This window comes from Arthrobacter sp. LjRoot78 (assembly GCF_964254335.1).
In the GTDB taxonomy this organism is placed as follows: domain Bacteria; phylum Actinomycetota; class Actinomycetes; order Actinomycetales; family Micrococcaceae; genus Arthrobacter.
In genome coordinates this window covers 3361198-3383517 of the sequence record NZ_CAXUTG020000001.1, presented here as the reverse complement: position 1 = coordinate 3383517, position 22320 = coordinate 3361198, and the positions used below count along the sequence as shown (strand labels likewise).

The following is a 22320-nucleotide window of genomic DNA, read 5'->3' as shown; positions in this document are numbered from 1 at the left end:
CCCAGACCCAAAGAGGGGTTCACCCATGCGATACGTAGTCGGCTACACACCAAACGAGCGCGGCGCGGATGCCGTTGCCCTGGCCACCGCATTGGCCCGGGCGCAGGGCGCGCAGCTGGATCTGGTCTTTGTGGTGGACAAAGGGCTGCATGTTGCCCAGGACGTGGCGAGCGGCCATGTCCTCGCCAACGAGAAGGCAGTGCAGGACGCGCAGCGCGAAGGGCTCAGTCGGGTCCCGGACGACGTCCCCGTGGAGTTCCATGCGCGCCACGCGGACTCGTTCGCCGCGGGACTGATCGAGGCCGCCGTTGACAATGACGCCGCACTTATTGTGGTTGGGGCGGCGAGCAACGGACTGTTCAAGCGCCACACCGTGGGCAGCGTGGCCAACGGCCTCCTGCATGCATCGCCCGTGCCCGTCGCGCTGGCTCCGCGCGGCTACCGCCGGACCGAGGCGATCACCCGGCTGACCCTCGCCGTCGGCCAGCGCGCCGGCGCGGAAGCGGCGATCGACGTCGCCATCGGGGCGGCGGGACGCCGGAGCGTGCCGCTGCGGATGGTTTCCCTGGTGGAACTCGACGCCGAAGGCGACCCGGGCGAAGTGGTCAACGCGGCGCACATCCACGCGAACACCGTGCTCACCGAAGCGTCGCGCCGTCTTCCTGACGGGCACAAAGTCACGGTGGAAGTTGCCCACGGCCGCACCATCGAGGAATGCATCGATGACCTCGAATGGGATGACGGCGAGATTCTGATTGTGGGTTCCTCGCGCCTGGCCGAGAAGAACAAGCTGTTCATTGGAAGCACGGCCAACAAGGTGCTCCGCGCGCTGCCGGTGCCCATGGTGGTCATCCCGCGCGAGTACGAGCGGGTGGACACCGCCATGGCGCCCTGACCCAGCAGAGCGCGAGCGGGCAGATAATGCCCCCAAAAAGCGGAAAACAGGGCCTTATCTGCCCGTTCGCGCTTCCCGCAGCGCACGCTTCCGGGCCACGGAGTTCCGGCGCGTCGCGGCCAGCATGTCCACGGTCAGCACCAGCAGAGCCAGCCACACCACGCCGAAGCCGATCCAGCGGTCCAGGGTCATGGCCTCCTTGAACACCACCAGGGCAACGATGAACTGGAGCACGGGCGCGAAGTACTGCAGCAGCCCGATGGTGGTCATGGGCAGGCGGCGGGCAGAGGCTCCGAAGAACAGCAGCGGCACGGCCGTGATCACGCCCGAGGAAACCAGGAGCCAGAAGTGCGCGGAGCCCTGGGTTCCGAGCGTGTTGGTGCCGCTGACGGCGAGGAAGATCATCGTGGCGGCCGCCAGGGGAGTGAGCACCACCGTCTCCATCGTCAGGCTGGTGATGGCGTCCGCCTTGGGACCGATCCGCTTCTTTACGAAGCCATAGAGCCCGAAGCTCACCGCCAGCGTCAGCGCGATCCACGGGAGTTTCCCGTACGAAATCGTCAGGACCACCACGGCGATGAACCCGATCCCGACGGCGGCCCACTGGAGCGGACGCAGCTTTTCCTTGAGTACGAACACGCCCAGCAGGACGGAGACGAGGGGGTTGATGAAATAGCCCAGGGACGCCTCCACGGCCTGGCCGGTGGTCACACCGTACGTGTAGGTCAGCCAGTTGACGGCGATGAGGGCCGCGGCGATGGACAACGTGCCGAAGATGGCCCGGTCACGGAACGCAGCCGCCAGGACGCCCCAGGAACGGGTGACCGTCACCAGCAGCGTGCAGAACACCAGCGACCACACCACCCGGTTGGCCACGATTTCCACCGCACCTGCGGGCTGCAGCACGAAGAAGTAAAGGGGCAGCAGCCCCCAGAGTCCATATGCGCCGATCCCGAAGAGGACACCCGCCGTGGTGTCCTTGTCCACGGCCTTAAGCGCGGCTCCGGGGCGTGCCGGCTGTCCGCCGGAAGCGCTGTTGGACGCGGCAGCGGAAACAGGGCTGCCCGGTGCGGTCATAGCAATAGGGGTGGCGGTTCCGTCGGGTGTAGGCACACGATCAATAACACCACCTCCGCCGGCGGTATTCCGCCAACACAATGCCGATACTGCGGGAACGGTACCCCAGGGGCTTGCGGTACTCAGTAGGCTTACCAATATGAACGCGCATTCTGAGCGGGCGCTCCGGTGAGGCTCCGCCACAGCAACGCCTCGGGCAGGGGCTACCGGCGGCTGGCCGCAGGCACGGGCTTCACCTACCGCGACCTGGACGGTTCCACGCTGCCCCCGGGGCCTGTCCGGGAGCGGCTGGAGAGCATCGGCATCCCGCCGGCGTGGACCGATGTGTGGATTGCGCCCTACGACAACGGCCACATCCAGGCCACCGGACTGGACGCGGTGGGTCGCCGCCAGTACATCTACCACCCGGCCTGGCGTGAAAAGAAGGACCGGCTCAAGTTCGACCGGGCCCTTCAGCTCGCCGAATCCCTGCCAGGGGCACGCAGGCTGGTCACCATGGACCTCCGCAACGAGGGATTCTCCCGCGAACGCGTCCTGGCGGGTGCCTTCAGGATGCTGGACAGCGGATCGCTGCGGGTCGGATCCGAGCGGTACACCAACGAGAACGGCAGCCACGGCCTGGCCACCCTGCTGTGCGCGCACGTGAAAGTGAAGCAGGAGGCCCTCCAGCTCAGCTTCCCCGCCAAGAGCGGCAAGACCTGGGACTCGGAGATCGACGACGCCGACCTCGCCGCCCTGGTCCGTTCGCTCAAGCGCCGCGGTGGTAACGCCAGGCTCCTGGCGTACAAGAACGGGCGCAGCTGGCATCCGGTGGGCAGTGCTGACATCAATGAATACGTGAAGGAACGCACCGGCGCGGACTTCACCGCCAAGGATTTCCGCACCCTTCGAGGCACGGTGGCCGCGGCGGTCAGTCTCGCCCGGTCCGGGCCGCAGGCGACGGTGGCGGCGAAGAAGCGGGCCATCAGCCTGGCGATGCAGGACGCCGCGGCGGTGCTCGGGAACACGCCGTCGATCGCCCGTAAAAGCTATGTGGATCCGCGCCTGCTGGATCATTTTTCCGCGGGGGAGACCATCGACCCGCGCCGGACGGGCTCGGCCGAATCCGAACTGCGCGCCCTGCTGTACCAGGAGGGCGACGTCGTATCCCTCAATAACTCCCCGGGGAAAGCGGGCTGACCACTTAGAATGGGGGAATTGTGCGCTAAGTGACCTGGCGCAGTCTCTCAGTTCTGGAAGGGCTCCCGGTGTCCAATTCGGCCGAAACCACCCCCAAACGTCCGCTCCGCGTCGCGATCGTCGGCGCCGGACCGGCAGGCGTCTACGCTGCGGACATCCTGACCAAGTCCAATGAGGTCAAGGACGGCGACTTTGAAGTCAGCATCGACCTTTTCGAGGCCTACCCTGCACCGTACGGCCTGATCCGCTACGGCGTGGCTCCGGACCACCCGCGCATCAAGGGCATCGTCAACGCGCTCCACAAGGTGCTGGACCGGGGCGACATCCGCTTCCTCGGCAACGTGACGTATGGCCGCGACCTGAAACTCCATGATTTCCGCGCTTTTTACGACGCCGTGATTTTCTCCACCGGCGCCATCAAGGACGCGGACCTGAACATTCCCGGCGTCGAGCTCGAGGGCTCCTACGGGGGCGCCGACTTCGTCTCCTGGTACGACGGCCACCCCGACGTGTCCCGTGACTGGCCGCTGGACGCCAAGGAAATCGCGGTCATCGGCAACGGTAACGTGGCCCTGGATGTGGCCCGCATGCTGGTGAAGCACGCCGACGAGCTGCTGTCCACGGAAATCCCGGACAACGTTTACCGGACGCTGAAAAACTCCCCGGTCACGGACGTCCACGTCTTCGGCCGCCGCGGCCCGGCCCAGGTGAAGTTCACCCCGCTGGAGCTGCGCGAACTGAGCCACGCCAAGGACGTTGACATCGTGCTGTACCCCGAGGACTTTGAGTTCGACGAAGCCTCCGAGGAAGCCATCCGCACCAACAACCAGACCAAGACCATGGTGAACACCATGACCAACTGGCTGGTTGAAGAGCACGCCGAAGCCGAAGTGCCCTCCTCCCGCCGGCTCCACCTGCACTTCCTGCACAGCCCGGTCGAGATCTACGACGCCGCGGGTAGCGCCGCGGGCAACGGCAAGGTTGCGGGGATCAAGTTTGAGCGGATGCAGCTGGACGGCACAGGCAACGTCAAGGGCACGGGAGAGTACATCGACTACCCCGTCCAGGCTGTCTACCGGGCCATCGGCTATCACGGATCGCCGCTGGACGAACTGGAATACGACGCCAAAGCAGGCGTGATCCCCAACGAGGGCGGCCGCGTCCTGGACGCTGCCGGCAACCCCGTCCCGGGGATCTACGCCACCGGCTGGATCAAGCGCGGTCCCGTCGGCCTCATCGGGCACACCAAGGGCGATGCCCTGGAGACCATCGGCTGCCTGCTCGAGGACCGGCTGACCCTGCCGCCGGCGCAGAACCCGGATCCGCACGCCATCATCGCCCTGCTTGAGGAGCGGGGGGTGGAGTACACCACCTGGGAAGGCTGGAACAGGCTCGACGCGCACGAAGCAGCCCTCGGGAAGGCGTGGACGGAAGCGCAGGCGGACACCGGCGTCGTGCGTGAACGGGTGAAGGTTGTGCCGCGCGAGGAAATGATCCGCATCTCCCGCAGCGCTGAGGACTGACCCGCTCCGGTGGACCAACGGACCGGTGGCGGCGGCGCCGGGCGGGAACTAGACTGGCCGGACCAAGCCACTTCGGCATGCCGTCACGCCTGGCACACTGTTGTGCCGGCAGGGGAGTCCAATGAGGAAAACAATGCAGCCGGCCGTCCCTGGCAGCGCGGACAGCGTTGACGCTGCGGCACTGCTTCAGCGGCATGCCCTCGCTGGTCACGAACTGCTGGCCGGACCCGGCCCGCTCGGTGCCGGCAGCTCCGGTCAGGCCAATAACGTTCGCGTGCCCGGACTGCGAAGCCTCGTGGAGGAATCCTGGCAGCGATCAGTCCAGTTCCGCGCGAATCCGGACAACCCCGAAGCGCCGCTGGCCATGGACCAGGAAGAGCTCGAGGAATACCGCCGGCAGCATCCCCTCGCCACCATCATGCCCGTCATCCATAAGCTCCTGGTCCTGCCCAGCCACGACAGCGGCCTGCTGGTAGCCGTGGGTGACGAGGTGGGCCGGCTCCTGTGGGTGGAGGGCGACGCCGTGACGCAGCGCCGGGCCGAGGGCATGATGTTCGTGGCCGGCGCCGACTGGTCCGAGGCCAGCGTGGGCACCAGTGCCCCGGGCACAGCCCTGGCCCTGGGCCGCAGCATCCAGATTTCCGGCGCCGAGCACTACAAGCGCTCCGTCCACCCGTGGAGCTGCACGGCCGTGCCGTTCCACGACCCGGACTCCGGCGCCCTGCTGGGGGTCGTGGACATCACCGGCACCGAATCCGCCGTCGCACCGCACACGCTCTCACTGGTGGAAGCCACCGTTGCGGCAGCCCAGGCCCAGTTGCGCGTGGAGCGGCTCCAGCTGGCGGCCGCCCGCCAGGCCGCACCTGCCCGACGGCGGTCCGCGGCTGCCGCGGGGCGCACTGGGTCCGCCGCGGGTACCGGCAGCCTCTACCGCAACAGCCTCCAGATCCTGGGCCGGGATCAGGCACTGCTCAGCATTGAGGGCCGCACCGTGGCGCTCTCGGCCCGGCACAGCGAAATCCTGGCACTTCTCAGCGTCCATCCGGACGGTCTCAGCGCGGAGGAACTCTGCACCCTGTTGTACCCGGGCGAGGGCACCTCCATGACGCTCCGCCCCGAGATGGTGCGCCTGCGCAAGGTCCTGCAGCAGCTCAGCCCGGAGGCCGTCCCCGGGTCCCGACCCTATCGGCTGCCGATGGACCTCATGCCGGATTCCGGCCAGGTCCTCAACTGCCTGCAGCGCGGGGCGCACCGCATCGCCCTGGAGATCTACCGCGGCGCCGTGCTGCCCCGCTCGGAAGCGCCGGGCATCGTCGAACTCAGGGACCGCGTATCCTCGCTGCTGCGCGAAGCGGTGCTCACCGACGGCAGCGCTGATGCGCTGCTGAAGTACGCGGAACTGCCGGAAGCAAAGGACGACGTCGGCGTCCGCATCGCCGCACTGAAGCTCCTGCCGCCGCGCTCGCCCAGGCGGGCCGCCCTCGTCGCCGATCTTGAACGGCTGGAAACTGAACTCAGCGCCTGACCTCACAACGTGAGCCGCGTCACTTGGGTTGCAACCTGACTGCAACCTCCCCGCTCCTACGCTGAATGCAACGGCGGCCGCAGTACTGGCCGCTAATCATCTTGCACAGCAAAGGAGCTAGCAATGACTGTCTACGCACAGCCCGGTACCGAAGGTTCGAAGGTCACGTTCAAGGACCGCTACGAGAACTGGATCGGCGGCGAGTGGGTTGCCCCCGTCAAGGGCCAGTACTTCGAAAACATCACCCCGGTCACCGGCAAGGCATTCTGCGAGGTGGCCCGCGGCACGGCCGAGGACATCGAACTGGCACTGGACGCCGCACACAAGATCGCGCCCTCCTGGGGCAAGACCTCCGTCGCCGAGCGCGCAGCCATCCTGAACAAGATCGCGGACCGCATCGACGAGAACCTCGAGATGCTCGCCGTCGCCGAGTCCTGGGACAACGGCAAGCCGATCCGCGAAACCCTCAACGCGGACATTCCGCTGGCCGCCGACCACTTCCGCTACTTCGCCTCCGCCGTCCGGGCCCAGGAAGGCCGGCTGTCACAGCTCGACGACGACACCACCGCCTACCACTACCACGAGCCCCTCGGCGTCGTAGGCCAGATCATCCCGTGGAACTTCCCCATCCTCATGGCCGTCTGGAAGCTCGCCCCGGCACTGGCCGCGGGCAACGCCGTGGTCCTTAAGCCCGCAGAGCAGACGCCCTCCTCGATCCTGGTCCTGATGGAACTCATCGGCGATCTGCTGCCTGCCGGCGTGCTCAACGTGGTCAACGGCTTCGGCGTCGAGGCCGGCAAGCCCCTCGCCTCCAGCCCCCGGATCCGCAAGATCGCCTTCACCGGCGAGACGTCCACTGGCCGGCTGATCAGCCAGTACGCCAGCCAGAACCTGATCCCGGTCACCCTGGAGCTCGGCGGCAAGAGCCCGAACATCTTCTTCAACGACGTTGCCGAGTCCGACGACGCGTTCTATGACAAGGCACAGGAAGGCTTCGCGCTGTTCGCCTTCAACCAGGGCGAAGTCTGCACCTGCCCCTCCCGAGCCCTGGTCCAGGAAGACATCTACGACTCCTTCATGGCCGACGCCGTGGCCCGTGTGGAGAAGATGATTCAAGGCAATCCGCTGGACACCGAAACCCAGGTGGGCGCACAGGCCTCCAACGACCAGCTGGAAAAGATCCTCTCCTACATCGACATCGGCAAGCAGGAAGGTGCCAAGGTGCTCACCGGCGGCGCCCGCGCCCAGCTGGAAGGCGATCTGGCGGGCGGCTATTACGTCCAGCCGACCGTTTTCGAAGGCAACAACAAGATGCGGATTTTCCAGGAGGAGATCTTCGGCCCGGTGGTTTCCGTGACCCGCTTCAGCGATTACAGCGACGCCATGGACATCGCCAACGACACGCTCTACGGCCTGGGCGCCGGTGTCTGGTCCCGCAACGGCAACGTTGCGTACCGTGCCGGCCGCGAAATCCAGGCGGGCCGTGTCTGGGTCAACAACTACCACGCCTACCCGGCCGGCGCAGCGTTCGGCGGATACAAGTCCTCCGGCATCGGACGTGAAAACCACTCCATGATGCTGGACCACTACCAGCAGACCAAGAACCTCCTGGTCAGCTACAACGAAAACAAGCTCGGCTTCTTCTAGGCCGCTCTGAGCCCGGGCGGGGACGGATTGCACGCATCCGTCCCCGCCCGCACCACCTGGCCACCCCTCAGGAAGGCAGCACGACCCTTTACCGCCCCCTCAAAAGCAATGCTTTAACGACGCAAGGATTTCGCCAATGACGACGACAATGCAAGCAGCCGTAGTAACTGAATTCGGCAAGGATCTTCAGATCCAGACCCTCCCCATTCCCACCCCGGGGCGCGGTGAGGCGCTGGTCAAGGTCATCACCACCGGTGTCTGCCACACGGACCTTCACGCAGCCGAGGGCGACTGGCCGGTCAAGCCCTCACCGCCGTTCATCCCCGGCCACGAAGGCGTAGGCGAAGTTGTTGCCTTGGGTGAAGGTGTCACTGATTTGGCTGTCGGAGACCTCGTGGGCAACGCCTGGCTCTGGTCCGCCTGCGGTGACTGCCAGTACTGCCGCACCGGCTGGGAGACGTTGTGTGAAGCGCAGAAGAACGCCGGTTACAGCGTTGACGGCTCGTTCGGGCAGTACATGCTGGTGGACAGCCGCTTCGCCGCCAGGATTCCCGCGGGTTCGGACCCCGTGGAGGTGGCACCGGTGCTCTGCGCCGGGGTCACCGTCTATAAGGGGCTGAAAATGACCGAGGCCAAGCCGGGTCAGTGGGTCACCATTTCCGGCATCGGCGGGCTCGGGCACATCGCCGTCCAGTACGCCGTGGCGATGGGTCTGCGGGTCGCCGCCGTGGACATTGCGGACGACAAACTGGCCCTGGCCAAGAAGCACGGCGCGGAACTCACCGTGAACGCGCTGCACGACGATCCCGCCGAAGTCATCCAACGTGAAACCGGAGGTTGCCATGGAGTCCTGGTCACTGCTGTGCACCCGTCAGCATTCGGGCAGGCGATCGGGATGGCGCGCCGTGGTGGAACCATCGTGTTCAACGGGCTGCCGCCGGGCGACTTCCCTGCGCCGATCTTTGAGATCGTGCTCAAGGGCCTGACGGTCCGGGGCTCCATCGTGGGTACCCGGCAGGACCTCGAGGAAGCACTCGAGTTCTACGCAGAGGGCAAGATCCACCCCACCGTGTCCACCCGGGAGCTTTCCGAAGTCAACGCCGTTCTTGACGAGATGAAGCACGCCAAGATCGACGGCCGCGTCGTCATCAAGTACTGATGTCGGAGGCGAGGCTTCATGCCGCAGTGACGCTACCCGGGGAGGACATCTCCCGGGTGGCGCTCACCGCCGAAGCGGTGGAGCTGCTCAGAAAGCTCTGGATCCAACACGGGCCTCTGATGTTCCACCAGTCCGGCGGTTGCTGTGACGGATCCTCGCCCATGTGTTATCCGGCCGGGGAGTTCATCACCGCCGGCGCGGACGTCCTCCTGGGGCTGTTCGACATCGCCGACGGCGTGGAGCCGCAGCCCCTTGAGTTCTGGATGTCCAAGGAGCAGTTCAACTACTGGAGCCACACCCACCTGACCGTGGACGTGGTGCCGGGCCGGGGGAGCGGGTTCTCGGTTGAGGCGCCGGAAGGGAAGCGGTTCCTGATCCGGTCAAAGCTGATGGACTGGCCGTCCTGAGCTGCCCTCCCAAACAGCGCCCAACAGGAGCGCGAACGAACAGTTGGGGCCCCTCTCCCGAGGGGCCCCAACTGTTCGTTCGCGCTCTTTGGCGTCTCACTATTTGGGATAAATGTGACCGTCCACTGGATGGACACTACTCTTGATAAGTCTGTTTCCAGCAAGCTATCGAGATTGTGGACTTTCCTATGAACCTTTTCCGGACGAAATCCATCGAGCAGTCGATCGCCGACGCCGATGAACCCGGACGCAAGCTGAAGCGTTCCCTGAGCACGTGGGACCTCATGATCATGGGCGTCGCCGTCGCAGTTGGTGCCGGGATCTTCTCCGTCGGAGCCAAGGCTGCCGCGAACTTCGCCGGCCCCGCCGTGACGGTTTCCTTCGCCATTGCCGCGGTCACCTGTGCGCTGGCCATCATGTGCTACGCCGAGTTTGCCACGGCCATCCCGGTGGCGGGTTCCGCCTACGTCTTCACGTACGCCACCATGGGCGAGCTGCTGGCCTGGATCATCGGCTGGAACCTCATCCTGGAACTCTTCACCGCCGCGGCCGTGATCGCCAAGTACTGGGGCATCTACCTCAGCAAGGTCTTCGCGCTCATGGGCGTGGACATTCCGCCCGCCATCTCGCTCGGCGGCATCGACCTCTACTGGGGTGCCTTCCTGATCGTGGCAGTCTTCACCGTCCTGCTGGTGCTGGGGACAAAGCTGTCCGCCCGCGTTGGCAACATTTTCACCCTGATCAAGATCGCCGTCGTGCTGTTCGTCATCGTGGTCGGCTTCACCTACGTGAAGGTCGAGAACTACTCGCCGTTCGTTCCGGCCTCCGAACCCACGGCCGCCTCGGGCACGGCTGACGTGCTCAAGCAGTCCTTCTTCGGTTTCCTGACCGGAGCCGTTCCGGCACAGTACGGCACCCTGGGCATCTTCGCCGGCGCGGCGCTCGTCTTCTTCGCCTTCATCGGATTCGACGTCGTGGCAACCTCGGCCGAAGAGGTCAAGAACCCGCAGAAGACCCTGCCGCGGGGCATCTTCGGCGGCCTGGCGATCGTCACTGTCCTCTACATCCTGGTGTCGCTCGCCCTGACCGGCATGGTGTCCTACACGCAGCTGGCCGAGGCCAAGAACCCCACACTGACCACCGCCTTCGAAGCCGTGGGCAACACCGACGCCGCCAAGGTCATCGCGTTCGGCTCCCTCGTGGGCCTCACCACGGTGATCATGGTGCTGCTGATGGGCCTGTCCCGCGTGGTCCTGGCCATGAGCCGCGACGGCCTGCTGCCGCGTTCGCTGTCCAAGACCAGCACCATCCGTGCGACGCCGGTCCGCCTCCAGATCATCTGCGGCGCGGCTGTGGCCGTCGTGGCAGGCCTGACCAACGTGGACCTGCTCGAGGAAATGATCAACATCGGCACGCTGTCCGCCTTTGTGATGGTGAGCCTGGGCATCCTGGTCCTGCGGAAGAAGCGCCCGGACCTGAAGCCGGCTTTCCGCGTGCCGTTCGGCAAGGTCCTCCCGGTGGTGTCCGCACTCCTGTGCCTCTACCTGATGACCAACCTGGCAGTTGAGACGTGGATCTTCTTCGCCATCTGGCTGGTCATCGGCGTGGCGATCTATTTCTCCTACGGCCAGCGGCACTCCCGGCTGAATGAGAAGTTCGCGGAAGCCAAGGCCGCCGTCAACGGCGCTCCGAAGGCCGCTCCGAACGCCGCCCCGAAGGCAACGCCGGAGGACGAGGACGCGCTCACGCGTAACTGATCTCACGCCCGTCCTGCGGACTCCCGCGGAATTCGCTCTGGCCATGACTCCATAAGATGGAGTCATGGCCAGAGCTGTTAAACCCGAGCGCAAGGCGGAGCTGCTGTCCGCCATCCAGGACTACCTGATGGACAAGACCCTGGCCGAGCTCACGTTCCGGAGCCTCGCAGAGGGCCTGGGCATCAGCTCCTACGTTCTGGTCTACCACTTCGGCAACCGGGAACAGCTGGTCAACGAGATCATCCGCTCCATCGAATCCCGGCTGGACAGCATGCGCACCACGGACGTGCGCGACATTGACAGGGACGCCTGGCGGTCTTTCCTGATGGAATCCTGGCAGTGGACCATGGCGCAGCGGAACCGCCACCTGGCCAGGCTGGAGTTTGAGGCCACCGCGCAGGACGTCGTGGCGGCCTCGCCCCGCGGAACAGCGCAGGACCACTTTCGCATGCTTCACGACAAGGCGCGCGACTGGCTGGTGGTGCAGGGCATCCGCCCCGAGTACGCGGACACTGACGCCCGGCTCTTCACGTCCACCTTTTACGGCCTGCAGTTCGATTTTGTGGTGATGAACCAGCCCGAGGAAGCGACGAAGGCCTTCGAGCTGATGGTGGCCGTCTTCTTCTCGAACCTTGAGCACCGCCTGGCCACCGACGGCCAGCACTTCTGAGCTTTAAGCGCGGGCCTAGGGTGCTGCGTGGCGGCCCATCCATTCAACGAGGGGCCGCAGTTCGTCCCAGAGCCGGCCAATTTCCTCAGCGGCTGCAGGCGTGGACAGCCAGTCCGGTTCACCCAGCACCCGGCCGGCGGAGAGCGACTTGTATTTGAGGAGCTCCGCCCGGGGATGTTCACGCGGGAAGCCCCGCGGCACGGTCTTGAGCCTTTCGCCTTCGACAGTAAAGCCGGCCTCGGCGACCCTGCGGACGATCTGCTCCAAGGATTCGCCCGTTCCGGTCGCGTCCACCGAATTCCGGAAGCGGGCAAGCTGGGCCGGTGAGCTCGAATGGCAGCCGCCGCCCACCAGGAGGCCGTCGGCGCTGATCTGCACGTAGTAGCCCACGCCTTCCTGGAAGGACGCGAGGGCCCCCTGGGCCGTCTTGTACGGGGACTTGTCCGGCGAGAACCGGACATCCCGGTTGGGGCGGAAGATCTTCGCGGGCCCGAACCTCGGCTCCAGTTCGGCCAGCAGGGCAGTCAGCGGTTCCCGGACGAGCGTTTCGTAGCCGGGCTTGTGCTCCAGCCACCACTCCCGGTTGTTGTTCTGCTCAAGTTCGGCATAAAAGCCGAAGGCAGCGGCGGGGATACCGGCGAATGTGTTCATATAGGGAGCCTAGGGCGGCGTCGCCGGCCGGGCCAGTGGCCGGGGGCCCGTATGTGGAAAACGGTATGTGGAAAACGGCATGCGGGAAAACAGCGGGTAAGAGCCAAACGGCAGGGAAGAGCCGCATACGGCAAACGCAGGACACCCCGCCGCGGATGCTCCGCAGCGGGGTGTCCTTGTGAATCGCAGTCAGCGGCGCCGGGGGCGCCGCAGAACAACGAGGCTACAGCTTGTTGGCTGCCTCGGCGTCGGATTCGGTCTGGCCGGTGCCCAGGTTGGCGCGCAGCTTGGCGCCGAGGTCGGCATCAACGTTGGTCCAGTACTGGATGGCGCGTTCCTTGATCTCGGGGGTCTTCACGCCGCCCACCGCACCGGTGATGGTGTCCAGCAGGCGGGCCTTGGCGCCGTCGTCGAACACTTCCCGGTACAGCGTGCCGGCCTGGCCGAAGTCGCCGTCCTCGGCGTGCAGGGAGTGTGCGGAGAGCGTCAGCTCGCCGTCGTTCTCCCAGCCGCCGCCCGCAACCGCGGGCTCAACGGCAGCGGGGCCGCCCACCGAGTTCGGGGCGTAGACCGGAACGGAGGGGGCGTTGAAGTGGTAACGCCCGGCGCCGTCCTGGCTGTAGTTGTTGACCTGGTTCTTCGGCTGGTTCACCGGGATCTGGGCGTGGTTGGTGCCCACGCGGTAGCGGTGCGCGTCAGCGTAGGAGAAGATGCGGGCCTGCAGCATCTTGTCCGGCGAAGCGGCGATGCCCGGCACGAAGTTCGACGGCGCGAAGGTGGCCTGCTCGATCTGCGCGAAGTAGTTCTCCGGGTTCCGGTTCAGCTCCATGGTGCCCACCTTGATCAGCGGGTAATCCGAGTGCGGCCACACCTTGGTGAGGTCGAACGGGTTGAAGCGGTAGGTCTTGGCGTCCTCGTAAGGCATGACCTGGACGTGCAGGTCCCAGGAGGGGAAGTTGCCGGCAGCAATGTTCTCCTGGAGGTCGCGGATGTAGAAATCCGCATCCGAACCGGCCAGCTCTTCGGCGCGGTCGCCGGTGATGGTCTTGACGCCCTGGTTGGACTTGAAGTGGTACTTGACCCAGAAGCGCTCACCCTCGGCGTTGATCCACTGGTAGGTGTGCGAGCCGTAGCCCTGCATTTCGCGCCAGGAAGCCGGCAGGCCGCGGTCGCCCATCAGCCACGTGACCTGGTGTGCGGACTCCGGGGACAGGGTCCAGAAGTCCCACTGCATGTCGGCATCGCGCAGGTGGGTGCCCGGGAGGCGCTTCTGCGAGTGGATGAAGTCCGGGAACTTGATGCCGTCGCGGATGAAGAATACCGGGGTGTTGTTGCCCACGAGGTCGTAGTTGCCCTCGGAGGTGTAGAACTTGACGGCGAAGCCGCGGGGATCGCGCCAGGTGTCGGGGGAGCCGTTCTCGCCGGCGACCGAGGAGAAACGGATCAGCATTTCGGTCTCGACGCCCGGCTGCAGGAACGCGGCCTTGGTGTACTTGGAGACGTCCTCGGACGTGGTGAACTTACCGAAGGCTCCGCCGCCCTTGGCGTGCACTACACGCTCCGGGACGCGCTCGCGGTTGAACTGTGCGAGCTTCTCGATCAGGTAGTGGTCGGTCAGGATGATGGCGCCGTCAGCGCCGACAGCCTTCGAGTGTGCATCGGAAGTGACGGGAGCACCGGACTGTGTGGTGGACACAGCGGGCGCAGAGATGTTCAAGGTCATCTTTCTCCTTTGGTTGGTTTTCTTGCTTAGTTTCGTTCGGCGGGTAGCTTTTGGGTGCGCTGGCAGTCCTGGCAGATGCCCTGGTACATAACGTCAGCGATCTGGATGGTCATCGGCTCGGAGTTTTCGTCCCAGTGCGGCGTGAGGCAGGGCGCATGGCCCACGGCGCAGTCCACGTCCTCCACCCGCCCGCAACTGATGCAGATGGCGTGGTGGTGGTTGTCGCCCACCCGCGTCTCGTACAGCGCAGGGGAGTGGGGTGGTTCGAACCGGCGCAGCATATGCAGGTCCGTGAGGTCTCCAAGGACCACATATACGGATTGTGCGGTCATCTCGGGCAGCTCCTCACGCGCGGCGGCAAGGATGCTTTCAGCCGGCGAGTGAGGGTGGTGTTCGACGGCGGTGAGGACCGCCAGCCGCTGTTTGGTCACCCGGCGGCCGTGGGCGCGCAGGGCAGCTGCCCATGCATCCTGGCCGGCCTCGTGAACTGTCATAGCCCCATTCAAGCACTTATTATGACTAAATCACAATAAGGCGGGGCTAATCTCCGGGGAATGCAGCAACATTTCAAAGGGGTTGACGGCTTCACCGGCGGAGCGGCCCAGCGCGTGCAGTTCCAGGCGGCGGCCCGTGACGGCGGTGTCCGGCACGATGCAGCTCAGGCCGGTGACGGCCTGACGGAGCGCCAGGGCCTCCAAAGCCGCGGCCAGGGCCAGTAGTTCCCCCGGGGCCACATCCTCCACGGACCCGAGGGGCCGCTCGGGGGACAGGACCGTGTGGTGGGACCCTGCCGGGGTCGATGGCGGCCAGGCGCGGATGGCGGGCAGCGGCGCACCGGATTCCGGGCCAGCCCCCGAGCGTACCGCCGGGCCTGCCGCGTTCAGCAACGCGGTGCGCAGGCCGGCGTCGTACTTGTCCAGGTCCTGGTCCGACGCAGGCTTCCGGCGCTGCGCCGGCAGGGAGAGCTGTTCCGCCGGGGTGACCGGTTCGCCGTCCCAGCGACCGAAAAGGTGGAACGTGGGGGTGGAGGATTCCGCAGCCGGTTCGCCGATCGAGGCACCGAGCGCATGCCAGCGGTGCGCGAAGAGCAGGGTGCAGGTATCAGCCCCCAGGACGTCGGCCAGTGCTCTGCGGGCAGCGTTGTGGCAACGCAGCCAGTCGGCGGCCGAACGGTGGTCCAGGGCCGTTGCCGGATCGCTGAGGCGGATCATCAGGTGGCCGGAGGTCAGCGGAGTGCGCGGCCGGGTGACCTCCCAGACCGACGAGCCGAAAAGCAGCCGTCTGGACAACTGCATGCGCACTCCCTCCACCGTTGTGATGCCCCGCCCGGGGCTATCCCCGAGAATACCAAGGCCAAGGTGAACCTTCGGGGCCGGCAGCCCGGCCGCGGCTCGGCAGCCCCCACCGCAGCCCGTACCCCGCACGGCAGTCCACCGCAGGGTGCCCCGGTTCCACCGGCGTGCGCGGCTAGAGTTGCCCAGTGGCAAAACTTCTGGCTGACCTCACCCCGCTGCGCGAAAGCCCCGACTTCCGCAGGCTCTGGCTCGGATCCGCCGTCTCCAACCTCGGCAGCCAGTTGACCCTGGTTGCGGTGAGCCTGGAGGTGTACCGGCTGACCCAGGACAGCCTCTACGTGGGGCTCCTGAGTATTTTCGCGCTGGTTCCCCTGGTGCTGGGAGGACTGCTGGGCGGCTCCATCGCCGATGCCCACGACCGCCGCAGGGTGGCCCTCCTGGCAACGAGCGTGCTGTGGCTGACCACGGCCGCGTTGGCGGCTCAGGCCTGGCTGGAGGTTGGGAACGTGTGGCTGCTGTATGTGCTGGTGGCCGTGCAGAGCGGAGCGCAGGCCATCAACCAGCCGGCCCGCAGCGCCATCATCCCGATGCTGGTCCGCAAGGAACTGCTGCCGGCGGCCAATGCCTTGAGCATGATCAGCTTCGGCCTGGCCATGACGGCCGGTCCGCTCCTGGCCGGTGTACTGGTGGCGTGGGTCGGCTTCGGCTGGACCTACACGCTGGACGTGGTGAGCTTCGTGTTTGCCTTCTGGGCCCTGCTGAAGCTTCCGCCGATGCCGCCGGGCAAGGAGGCGCACCGCGCCGGGCTGCGTTCCGTCGTCGAGGGTTTCCGTTTCCTGGGCACGCGCCCGAACCTGCGGATGACGTTCGTGATCGACCTCGTGGCCATGATCTTCGCGCAGCCGCGGGCCCTGATGCCGGCCATCGGCGCGGTGATGATCGGCGGCGGCGAGGCCACCGTGGGCGTGCTCCTCGCGTCCACGGCCGTGGGTGCGTTCCTTGCCGGGCTGTTTTCCGGGCCGCTGGGCGGCATCCGGCGGCAGGGAAGCGCGGTGGTGTGGTCCGTCATGGGCTGGGGCGCGTCCATTGCCGGTTTCGGGCTGGTGGTCGTCCTGGCCGGTCGCTCCGGGGAGGACGGCGTGACGTGGTGGTTGCTGCCCGCCGCGCTCTGCTGCGCCCTGGCCGGCATTTCCGATTCCGTGAGCGCCGTCTTCCGCACCACCATCCTCCAAGCGGCGACGCCGGACCACCTGCGCGGGCGGCTCCAGGGCGTGTTTGTGGTGGTGGTGGCAGGCGGTCCGAGGATCGGCGACATGCTGGCCGGCGGCGGCACTAAACTTTTGAGTGAAGGTTGGGTCTTGCTGCTGGGCGGCCTGTTGTGCATCGCAGTGGCGTGGGCGGTGGCACGCTGGCAGTCGGGTTTCCTGAAGTACGACGCGCGGAATCCCTTTCCGTAGCGGCGCCGCCCCGGCATTAACTCCGTAAGGGCAGTACTTTCGTGAGGGCAGTATCTTCGGCAAGGAGGCACAGTGCATAATCACCACAACGGACTGAAGACCGCGGCGCTGTTCGGGGTTCTCTGGGCGGTGCTGCTAGGGCTGGGCGCTGTGATCGGCAGCAGCATGCGGAGCACCACCCCCATCTGGATCATGGCGCTGGTGGGCGTAGGCACCACGGCATACGGTTACTGGAACAGCGACAAGATCGCCCTCCGGTCCATGCAGGCCTACCCCGTCACCGAGGAGCAGGCTCCCCAGCTTTACCAGATTGTCCGTGAGCTCTCCGCTAAGGCCAACCAGCCCATGCCGCGGATCTTCGTCTCGCCCACGCCGGCGCCGAATGCCTTTGCCACCGGACGGAACCCGCAGAACGCCGCGGTCTGCTGCACTGAAGGGATCCTGCGGCTTCTGAGCACCCGGGAGCTTCGCGGGGTGCTGGGCCATGAACTCATGCATGTCTACAACCGGGACATTCTCACCTCGTCCGTGGCTGCGGCCGTGGCCGGCGTGATCACCTCGGTGGGGCAGATGCTGCTGTTCTTCGGCGGCGGTGACCGGCGCAATTCGAACCCGCTTGCCATGCTCGCCATGGCACTGCTTGCGCCACTCGCGGCGATGGTGATCCAGTCGGCCATCTCCCGGACCAGGGAGTACGACGCCGACGAGGACGGTTCCGCGCTGACCGGCGATCCGCTGGCGCTCGCCTCAGCCCTCCGCAAGATCCATCAGGGCGTACAGATGGTGCCGCTCCCGCCGGACCAGAAGCTGGTGAACACCTCGCATCTGATGATCGCCAATCCGTTCCGTGGCGGTGGCGTGGCTCGGATGTTCGCAACGCATCCGGCGATGCAGGACCGCATCGCCCGGCTCGAACTGATGGCGCGCGGACCGCTCGGCTGAGCTGCCGCCGTCGTACTTTTCCTCCGGCGACACGCAAAAACGCCCTCGACGCGCAAACTGACCGGCGACACGCAAAAAGCCCCTCGCTACGCAAAAATGCCGGCGACTCCCGAATACGGGGGTCGCCGGCCTTCTTGCGTAGCGTCAGGATTTTTGCGCGTCGAAAACGGCGGCGGGATCGCTAGCTGCGGAAGTTGACGAACTGCAGGTCGGCCTCGTCAAAGTCCTTCAGGAGGGCCATGGTGGCCTGGAGATCGTCGCGCGACTTGGAGGTGACGCGGAGCTCGTCGCCCTGGATCTGGGACTTGACGGACTTCGGTGCCTCGTCGCGGATCAGCTTGTTGATCTTCTTGGCGAGGTCCTGGGCGATGCCCTCCTTGATGGAGGCCTCAAGCCTGTACTCCTTGCCGGATGCATAGGGTTCGCCGGTGTCCAGCGACTTCAGGGAGATCCCGCGGCGGATGAGCTTCGACTGCAGAACGTCCAGGACGGCGAGGACGCGCTCCTCCGAGTTCGCCTTCATCAGGATCTTTTCACCGCTGAAATCGACTTCCGCGCCAACGCCCTTGAAGTCGTAGCGCTGGGCCAGTTCCTTCTGTGCCTGGTTCAGCGCGTTGGCAACTTCCTGCTTGTCTACCTTGCTGACGACGTCGAATGTGGATTCGCCTGCCATAACTGTCCTCCTGCTGATCGCCTGGATGCCCCTTCAGGGGCGGTGCTGTCTGCATTCCAGCCTAGTACGGATGGCGTCCAAGTGAAGGCCCGGGGCCGCTCCGCCCGATTCACAGTTTCCTCATAGCGGACACATGGCGGGAACGAAGTCTTGGCCCCCAGAGTTGGAGGGGTTGGAAGAATTGCCCCGGAAGGAACGCACATGCACCAGAAAGCCGTCCGCTACGTCACCCGCTCGACTGCCGCGGCCGCCACCACCCTCGCCACCGCAGCCACTTCCGTCGCAGCCGCCGCGGTGGCCGCCTCGATCATCCTGAGCCCCGTTGCAGATGCGTCTTCCCGGCTGGACGGTGTCCACTCGGATCTGATGCGGGCGGTGCAGCTGAACCAGATCACCGAGGAGCAGGCAGCGAAGTTCGAAGCGAAACTGGCCGGCCGCATTCTTGGTGAAGCCTGATTTTGGCGGAATTCCGGGGTATTCGGGGTCCTTCGGGGCTCGATTCGATTCTTCGGCAGAAGTTCTGTAAAGTTGTCTTGCCCGCGGTTACTGGAAGCGAAACGGACTGGAAACAGCCGTTCTGAACATAGAAGCCGCGAGTGATCTTCTTTTGAAGTTCGGCAGATTACCCGAGCGGCCAAAGGGGGCTGACTGTAAATCAGCTGGCAACGCCTACGGGGGTTCGAATCCCTCATCTGCCACCCAAGGAAAAGTCTCCGGAACCACCAGGTTCCGGAGACTTTTCTGTTTAATGGTCAGGATCTTAGGGTCAGGATCGCCTTCCGGCAGAGTCTTGTCCGCGGCTCCTGGCCTTGAAGGTTCGGAACCGCGGACAAGCCTAGGACCCTTAGTTGAGGCCAATCACCAGCATCTGATTGGTTCCCGGGATGCAGGTCTGCAGGATGACCCGCGGGAAACCGCCGAAGATCGCTGAGACATTGTTGGTGGTGCCCGGATTCGGCACCTGTCCGCGTCCGACTACCGTGTAGGTCCCGTAGCCCGGAATGCTGACAGTCTCGCCCACTCCGATGCCCGAGAACCGTGCCCACCCGCCGCAGAAGTCGTGCTCCGTGATGAACAGGGCGTAGGCATCGGTGGGTGTGAAGTGGATGGGGCCGATACAGGCGTCGACCATTGACTGGCCGCCGGCCCCCGCCACATAGATCGTGCGGACGGCAGGAGCCGGAGCAGGTGCCGGAGCGGGGGCTGGCGCTGGGGCCGGGGCTGGTGCCGCCGCCGCCGGTGCCGGAGCTGCCGCGGGCGCCGGCGCGGCGACGGCGGGTCCCGTCAGCTTCAGCACCTGTCCGGGCACGATCGGCGAGTACACGCCCAGGCCGTTGGCCGCCAGCATGGCGTTCATATCGACGCCGAAGCGGGCTGCGATGGCCCCCACGGTGTCGCCGGCCACCACGGTGTACAGGTTGGACGGCTCTGGAGCTGAGGCGGGTGCTGGTGCCGGTTCTGGTGCCGGAGCCGGTTCGGCCGCCGGGGCTGGTGGCGCAGCGGCTTCCGGGACGGCAGCAACGGCCGCCTCCGGCGTCCCCGCACCGGCTGTCGCCGGCCTGTCTGGGGACTTGTCGGTTTCGGGCACAGGCGCCGTTATTGCCTGGGCGTCGCTGACGCGGGACGTCTGCGCTGCGGCGGAGTAGCCTACGGCCGTCACCGCAACTGCGGTGACTATGGCTCCCGCGGCCAACAGTGTCCTCAGCCTGGTGGTTGTGGCGCTACTTTTTTTAGTGGCTGGGGCAGGTGCTCTGCCCCCGGAGTAAAGCTCGTTTTGATCCATCGGTTCCCCCCGAGAGTCAATGCCTTGGGGTCAACAGGACAGCGGGCCCCAGGGTGGCGGTGCGCCGGGAGCAGGCCGCGGTGACGTGCGGCCGTTGCATGGAGGCGCATGAAGTGACCTGCCGAAATGATGAGTAATTTCGGAGGCCGAATGATTAGACCCATGCCCACTTAGTGGCCATGTGTAATTCCGGAATGCTGCTTTCCCTAGGAATATCGAGTCTATGAATGGGGTGTAATCACTGCACGAGTGGGAATTACCCGACTATTCGTGCGCGGCACCCGCGCCTGTGCGCTGGATACCTAACGGCTTCGTTATTCGACGGCGGGAACACTCGCTAAGGGGCGGGAGGCTACTCGCTCCGGGGTGAGTATGCCCCTACTGCCCCGCTATCCAGAGCCCGCAGGTGCCGCGCCTACGTACGTGCGGGCTCGGCTGGTTAATTAGTTCACCCGGGGGCTAATCCAGGATATTGAGGGAATCTTGAGTGTTTATCTAATTCACCCGAGTGGATTAATTGCACAAAAAAGGCAGTCATCGGTTCAAGGTGTCCGATGGCTGCCTTTCTGGAATTCGCATGGCCTGCCGGAATTATGTCTCGTTCTGGCGTTCGCGGCGCAGTTCCGCCAATTCCTGGCGCAGGGCAGCCACTTCCACGAGCAGTTCCCGGACGTCCGCGCGGACCGGAAGTTCGGCCGATTCCACAGCCGCTTCCGTGTTTTCCTCGACCCTCTGCACCAGCCAGGATGCAATGGAGGCCGTGACCACACCCAGCACTGCGATGCCGCTCATCATCAGGGCCGCGGCCACCATCCGGCCAATCGGGGTGACAGGAAAGAGGTCTCCGTAGCCCACTGTGGTGATGGTGGTGATGGCCCACCAGGCGGCGTCCCCGAACGTGAGGATCTTGGCGTCAGGGGCGTTTTGTTCGACGTCGAGGACGGCCAGTGCGCCCACGAACACCAGCAGTACAGCGGAGCCGCCCACGTACGTGACCACGCGGCCACGAAGGGTCTCGCCCACCGTCCGGTGCAGAACGGAGAGCAGGGTGACCAGCCGGAGCAGCCGGAGCGGCCGGAAAAACGGCAGGGCAACGATCAGCAGTTCGTGCAGGTTGAGGATGAACCAGCGCTTCCTGTTGTCCGCGAGCCACAGGTTGGCGGCATAGTCAGCAACGAAGACAGCCCAAGTGATCCACATGACGCCTTCAAGGACGTCGGCCTGCCGCCCTTCGATGTGTCCGATCACCTGCCAGGCATAGGCTGTCAGGAAAACGAGTGCTGTTCCCATCAGGGGCCACTCTGCGATGTCCCTGTAGCGTTGCTGCGTCATGGTGAAATCCTAAGCGCGGGTGCTCTTGGCCCTGATGTTACTCGCGGGTAACATGGTGGCATGCACCTCCTTTTGCGAACGCTCCTGCTCCTCTTCACTTCCTCCCGCAGGCCGCCCCTGAGTATCTGGGGCAGCTCGTCGCTGCAGCTGCGGGTACTGCCCACGGACATCGACATCGCCATGCACGTCAACAACGGGATGTACTTCTCGCTGATGGATCTGGGCCGTTTTGACCTCATGGCGCGGAGCGGGACCTGGCAGAAGATGCGCCGGCGGGGTTGGTCGCCCGTGGCCGCCGGGGAGACCATCGCCTTCCGGAAGTCCCTGCAGCTTTGGCAGCAGTACACCATCGAAACCCGCATCATCGGGCTGGATGCCAAGGCCATCTACTTCGAGCAGCGCATGGTGGCGGACGGGGAGATCTACGCCCGCGCCTACATTGCCACGCGGCTGGTCAGCAAGGGGAGGCCGGTGAGCCAGGAGGAGATTCTCCGGGAGTTCGGCGAGCCGCCGGCCGGGCTGGAACTGCCGGAGTGGATTCACGAGTGGCGCGAAACCAACGCGCTGCCCGGTTCCCGCCGCGAGGCGCCACACTTCTGGCACTGAGACCAGGCACTGTGCAGCA

At 65.6% G+C, this 22320-nt stretch carries 21 protein-coding genes and 1 tRNA gene; 14 read left to right on the top strand and 8 right to left on the bottom strand.

From position 1 onward, the window contains the following. The first annotated feature begins 25 nt into the window (after window positions 1-25). Window positions 26-895, top strand: coding sequence for a universal stress protein (locus ACSQ1X_RS15745; RefSeq protein WP_436058320.1), 870 nt, complete (start codon window positions 26-28; stop codon window positions 893-895). 54 nt (window positions 896-949) lie between these two features. Here the strand turns inward: ACSQ1X_RS15745 and rarD are convergent, their stop codons facing one another. Next, window positions 950-1972: an EamA family transporter RarD gene (gene rarD, locus ACSQ1X_RS15740; protein WP_436058319.1), complete on the bottom strand. Its 1023-nt coding sequence runs from the start codon at window positions 1970-1972 to the stop codon at window positions 950-952. Between the two features lie 168 nt (window positions 1973-2140). On the opposite strand from rarD, the gene ACSQ1X_RS15735 reads away from it, so the two are divergent. The 8 genes from ACSQ1X_RS15735 (at window position 2141) to ACSQ1X_RS15700 (ending at window position 11839) form a co-directional block, all read left to right on the top strand. Continuing rightward, window positions 2141-3151, top strand: a complete 1011-nt coding sequence (locus ACSQ1X_RS15735; RefSeq protein WP_436058318.1) for a DNA topoisomerase IB — start codon at window positions 2141-2143, stop codon at window positions 3149-3151. Window positions 3152-3219: 68 nt separating this feature from the next. Continuing rightward, on the top strand, window positions 3220-4674 hold the full coding sequence (locus ACSQ1X_RS15730) for an FAD-dependent oxidoreductase (protein ID WP_436059349.1): 1455 nt from the start codon (window positions 3220-3222) through the stop codon (window positions 4672-4674). A gap of 121 nt (window positions 4675-4795) precedes the next feature. Beyond that, window positions 4796-6199 carry a GAF domain-containing protein gene (locus ACSQ1X_RS15725; RefSeq protein WP_436058317.1) on the top strand — a complete coding sequence of 468 codons (1404 nt, stop codon included), beginning with the start codon at window positions 4796-4798 and terminating at the stop codon, window positions 6197-6199. Between the two features lie 123 nt (window positions 6200-6322). After that, on the top strand, window positions 6323-7846 hold the full coding sequence (gene exaC / locus ACSQ1X_RS15720) for an acetaldehyde dehydrogenase ExaC (RefSeq protein WP_055799718.1): 1524 nt from the start codon (window positions 6323-6325) through the stop codon (window positions 7844-7846). Between the two features lie 136 nt (window positions 7847-7982). After that, window positions 7983-9005 carry an alcohol dehydrogenase AdhP gene (gene adhP / locus ACSQ1X_RS15715; protein ID WP_436058316.1) on the top strand — a complete coding sequence of 341 codons (1023 nt, stop codon included), beginning with the start codon at window positions 7983-7985 and terminating at the stop codon, window positions 9003-9005. Continuing rightward, window positions 9005-9412: a DUF779 domain-containing protein gene (locus ACSQ1X_RS15710; protein WP_436058315.1), complete on the top strand. Its 408-nt coding sequence runs from the start codon at window positions 9005-9007 to the stop codon at window positions 9410-9412. Before adhP ends, ACSQ1X_RS15710 begins: the two co-directional genes overlap by 1 nt. Window positions 9413-9600: 188 nt before the next feature. After that, entirely contained in the window at window positions 9601-11169 is a 1569-nt protein-coding gene (locus tag ACSQ1X_RS15705) for an amino acid permease (protein WP_436058314.1), read from the top strand. A 64-nt stretch (window positions 11170-11233) separates the two neighbouring features. Beyond that, the gene (locus ACSQ1X_RS15700) at window positions 11234-11839 is read left to right on the top strand and encodes a TetR/AcrR family transcriptional regulator (protein WP_055799710.1); all 606 of its coding nucleotides are present in this window, start codon (window positions 11234-11236) and stop codon (window positions 11837-11839) included. Between the two features lie 15 nt (window positions 11840-11854). Here the strand turns inward: ACSQ1X_RS15700 and ACSQ1X_RS15695 are convergent, their stop codons facing one another. From ACSQ1X_RS15695 to ACSQ1X_RS15680, 4 genes are all read right to left on the bottom strand, one after another. Further along, a complete protein-coding gene (locus tag ACSQ1X_RS15695) occupies window positions 11855-12490 on the bottom strand; it encodes a DUF2461 domain-containing protein (protein ID WP_055799707.1) in 636 nt (211 codons plus the stop codon). 223 nt (window positions 12491-12713) lie between these two features. Beyond that, window positions 12714-14213, bottom strand: a complete 1500-nt coding sequence (locus tag ACSQ1X_RS15690) for a catalase (protein ID WP_436058313.1) — start codon at window positions 14211-14213, stop codon at window positions 12714-12716. Between the two features lie 26 nt (window positions 14214-14239). Continuing rightward, window positions 14240-14707 (bottom strand): Fur family transcriptional regulator, encoded by a 468-nt coding sequence (locus ACSQ1X_RS15685; RefSeq protein ID WP_028269678.1) that lies wholly within the window; start codon window positions 14705-14707, stop codon window positions 14240-14242. A gap of 30 nt (window positions 14708-14737) precedes the next feature. Then, window positions 14738-15508, bottom strand: coding sequence for a hypothetical protein (locus ACSQ1X_RS15680; RefSeq protein ID WP_436058312.1), 771 nt, complete (start codon window positions 15506-15508; stop codon window positions 14738-14740). A gap of 185 nt (window positions 15509-15693) precedes the next feature. On the opposite strand from ACSQ1X_RS15680, the gene ACSQ1X_RS15675 reads away from it, so the two are divergent. Continuing rightward, window positions 15694-16965, top strand: coding sequence for an MFS transporter (locus tag ACSQ1X_RS15675; protein WP_436058311.1), 1272 nt, complete (start codon window positions 15694-15696; stop codon window positions 16963-16965). A gap of 72 nt (window positions 16966-17037) precedes the next feature. Continuing rightward, window positions 17038-17907 carry a zinc metalloprotease HtpX gene (gene htpX, locus ACSQ1X_RS15670; RefSeq protein ID WP_436058310.1) on the top strand — a complete coding sequence of 290 codons (870 nt, stop codon included), beginning with the start codon at window positions 17038-17040 and terminating at the stop codon, window positions 17905-17907. 181 nt (window positions 17908-18088) lie between these two features. On the opposite strand, the gene ACSQ1X_RS15665 is transcribed toward htpX, so the two are convergent. Beyond that, complete coding sequence (locus ACSQ1X_RS15665) at window positions 18089-18580, bottom strand: YajQ family cyclic di-GMP-binding protein (RefSeq protein ID WP_003804256.1); 492 nt, start codon at window positions 18578-18580, stop codon at window positions 18089-18091. 201 nt (window positions 18581-18781) lie between these two features. Here ACSQ1X_RS15665 and ACSQ1X_RS15660 point away from each other — a divergent pair, with 201 nt between their 5' ends. Then, window positions 18782-19036: a hypothetical protein gene (locus tag ACSQ1X_RS15660; protein WP_028269674.1), complete on the top strand. Its 255-nt coding sequence runs from the start codon at window positions 18782-18784 to the stop codon at window positions 19034-19036. Between the two features lie 160 nt (window positions 19037-19196). Continuing rightward, window positions 19197-19278, top strand: a tRNA-Tyr gene (locus tag ACSQ1X_RS15655). A gap of 146 nt (window positions 19279-19424) precedes the next feature. On the opposite strand, the gene ACSQ1X_RS15650 is transcribed toward ACSQ1X_RS15655, so the two are convergent. Both ACSQ1X_RS15650 and ACSQ1X_RS15645 read right to left on the bottom strand, forming a co-directional pair. Beyond that, on the bottom strand, window positions 19425-20363 hold the full coding sequence (locus tag ACSQ1X_RS15650; RefSeq protein WP_436058309.1) for a LysM peptidoglycan-binding domain-containing protein: 939 nt from the start codon (window positions 20361-20363) through the stop codon (window positions 19425-19427). Between the two features lie 591 nt (window positions 20364-20954). Next, complete coding sequence (locus ACSQ1X_RS15645; RefSeq protein ID WP_436058308.1) at window positions 20955-21695, bottom strand: potassium channel family protein; 741 nt, start codon at window positions 21693-21695, stop codon at window positions 20955-20957. 60 nt (window positions 21696-21755) lie between these two features. On the opposite strand from ACSQ1X_RS15645, the gene ACSQ1X_RS15640 reads away from it, so the two are divergent. Beyond that, the gene (locus tag ACSQ1X_RS15640) at window positions 21756-22301 is read left to right on the top strand and encodes an acyl-CoA thioesterase (protein WP_055799686.1); all 546 of its coding nucleotides are present in this window, start codon (window positions 21756-21758) and stop codon (window positions 22299-22301) included. The last annotated feature ends 19 nt before the right edge of the window (window positions 22302-22320 follow it).

Bases quoted from the DNA above. Each gene is read 5' to 3' on its own strand.
- adhP (WP_436058316.1), top strand. From the start codon at position 7,983: ATGACGACGACAATGCAAGCAGCCGTAGTAACTGAATTCGGCAAGGAT.
- ACSQ1X_RS15695 (WP_055799707.1), bottom strand. From the start codon at position 12,490: ATGAACACATTCGCCGGTATCCCCGCCGCTGCCTTCGGCTTTTATGCC.
- ACSQ1X_RS15660 (WP_028269674.1), top strand. From the start codon at position 18,782: ATGCACCAGAAAGCCGTCCGCTACGTCACCCGCTCGACTGCCGCGGCC.
- ACSQ1X_RS15745 (WP_436058320.1), top strand. From the start codon at position 26: ATGCGATACGTAGTCGGCTACACACCAAACGAGCGCGGCGCGGATGCC.
- ACSQ1X_RS15685 (WP_028269678.1), bottom strand. From the start codon at position 14,707: ATGACAGTTCACGAGGCCGGCCAGGATGCATGGGCAGCTGCCCTGCGC.
- ACSQ1X_RS15690 (WP_436058313.1), bottom strand. From the start codon at position 14,213: ATGACCTTGAACATCTCTGCGCCCGCTGTGTCCACCACACAGTCCGGT.
- ACSQ1X_RS15705 (WP_436058314.1), top strand. From the start codon at position 9,601: ATGAACCTTTTCCGGACGAAATCCATCGAGCAGTCGATCGCCGACGCC.
- exaC (WP_055799718.1), top strand. From the start codon at position 6,323: ATGACTGTCTACGCACAGCCCGGTACCGAAGGTTCGAAGGTCACGTTC.
- ACSQ1X_RS15650 (WP_436058309.1), bottom strand. From the start codon at position 20,363: ATGGATCAAAACGAGCTTTACTCCGGGGGCAGAGCACCTGCCCCAGCC.
- ACSQ1X_RS15665 (WP_003804256.1), bottom strand. From the start codon at position 18,580: ATGGCAGGCGAATCCACATTCGACGTCGTCAGCAAGGTAGACAAGCAG.
- ACSQ1X_RS15725 (WP_436058317.1), top strand. From the start codon at position 4,796: ATGAGGAAAACAATGCAGCCGGCCGTCCCTGGCAGCGCGGACAGCGTT.
- ACSQ1X_RS15640 (WP_055799686.1), top strand. From the start codon at position 21,756: ATGCACCTCCTTTTGCGAACGCTCCTGCTCCTCTTCACTTCCTCCCGC.
- ACSQ1X_RS15710 (WP_436058315.1), top strand. From the start codon at position 9,005: ATGTCGGAGGCGAGGCTTCATGCCGCAGTGACGCTACCCGGGGAGGAC.
- ACSQ1X_RS15700 (WP_055799710.1), top strand. From the start codon at position 11,234: ATGGCCAGAGCTGTTAAACCCGAGCGCAAGGCGGAGCTGCTGTCCGCC.
- ACSQ1X_RS15680 (WP_436058312.1), bottom strand. From the start codon at position 15,508: ATGCAGTTGTCCAGACGGCTGCTTTTCGGCTCGTCGGTCTGGGAGGTC.
- rarD (WP_436058319.1), bottom strand. From the start codon at position 1,972: ATGACCGCACCGGGCAGCCCTGTTTCCGCTGCCGCGTCCAACAGCGCT.
- ACSQ1X_RS15645 (WP_436058308.1), bottom strand. From the start codon at position 21,695: ATGACGCAGCAACGCTACAGGGACATCGCAGAGTGGCCCCTGATGGGA.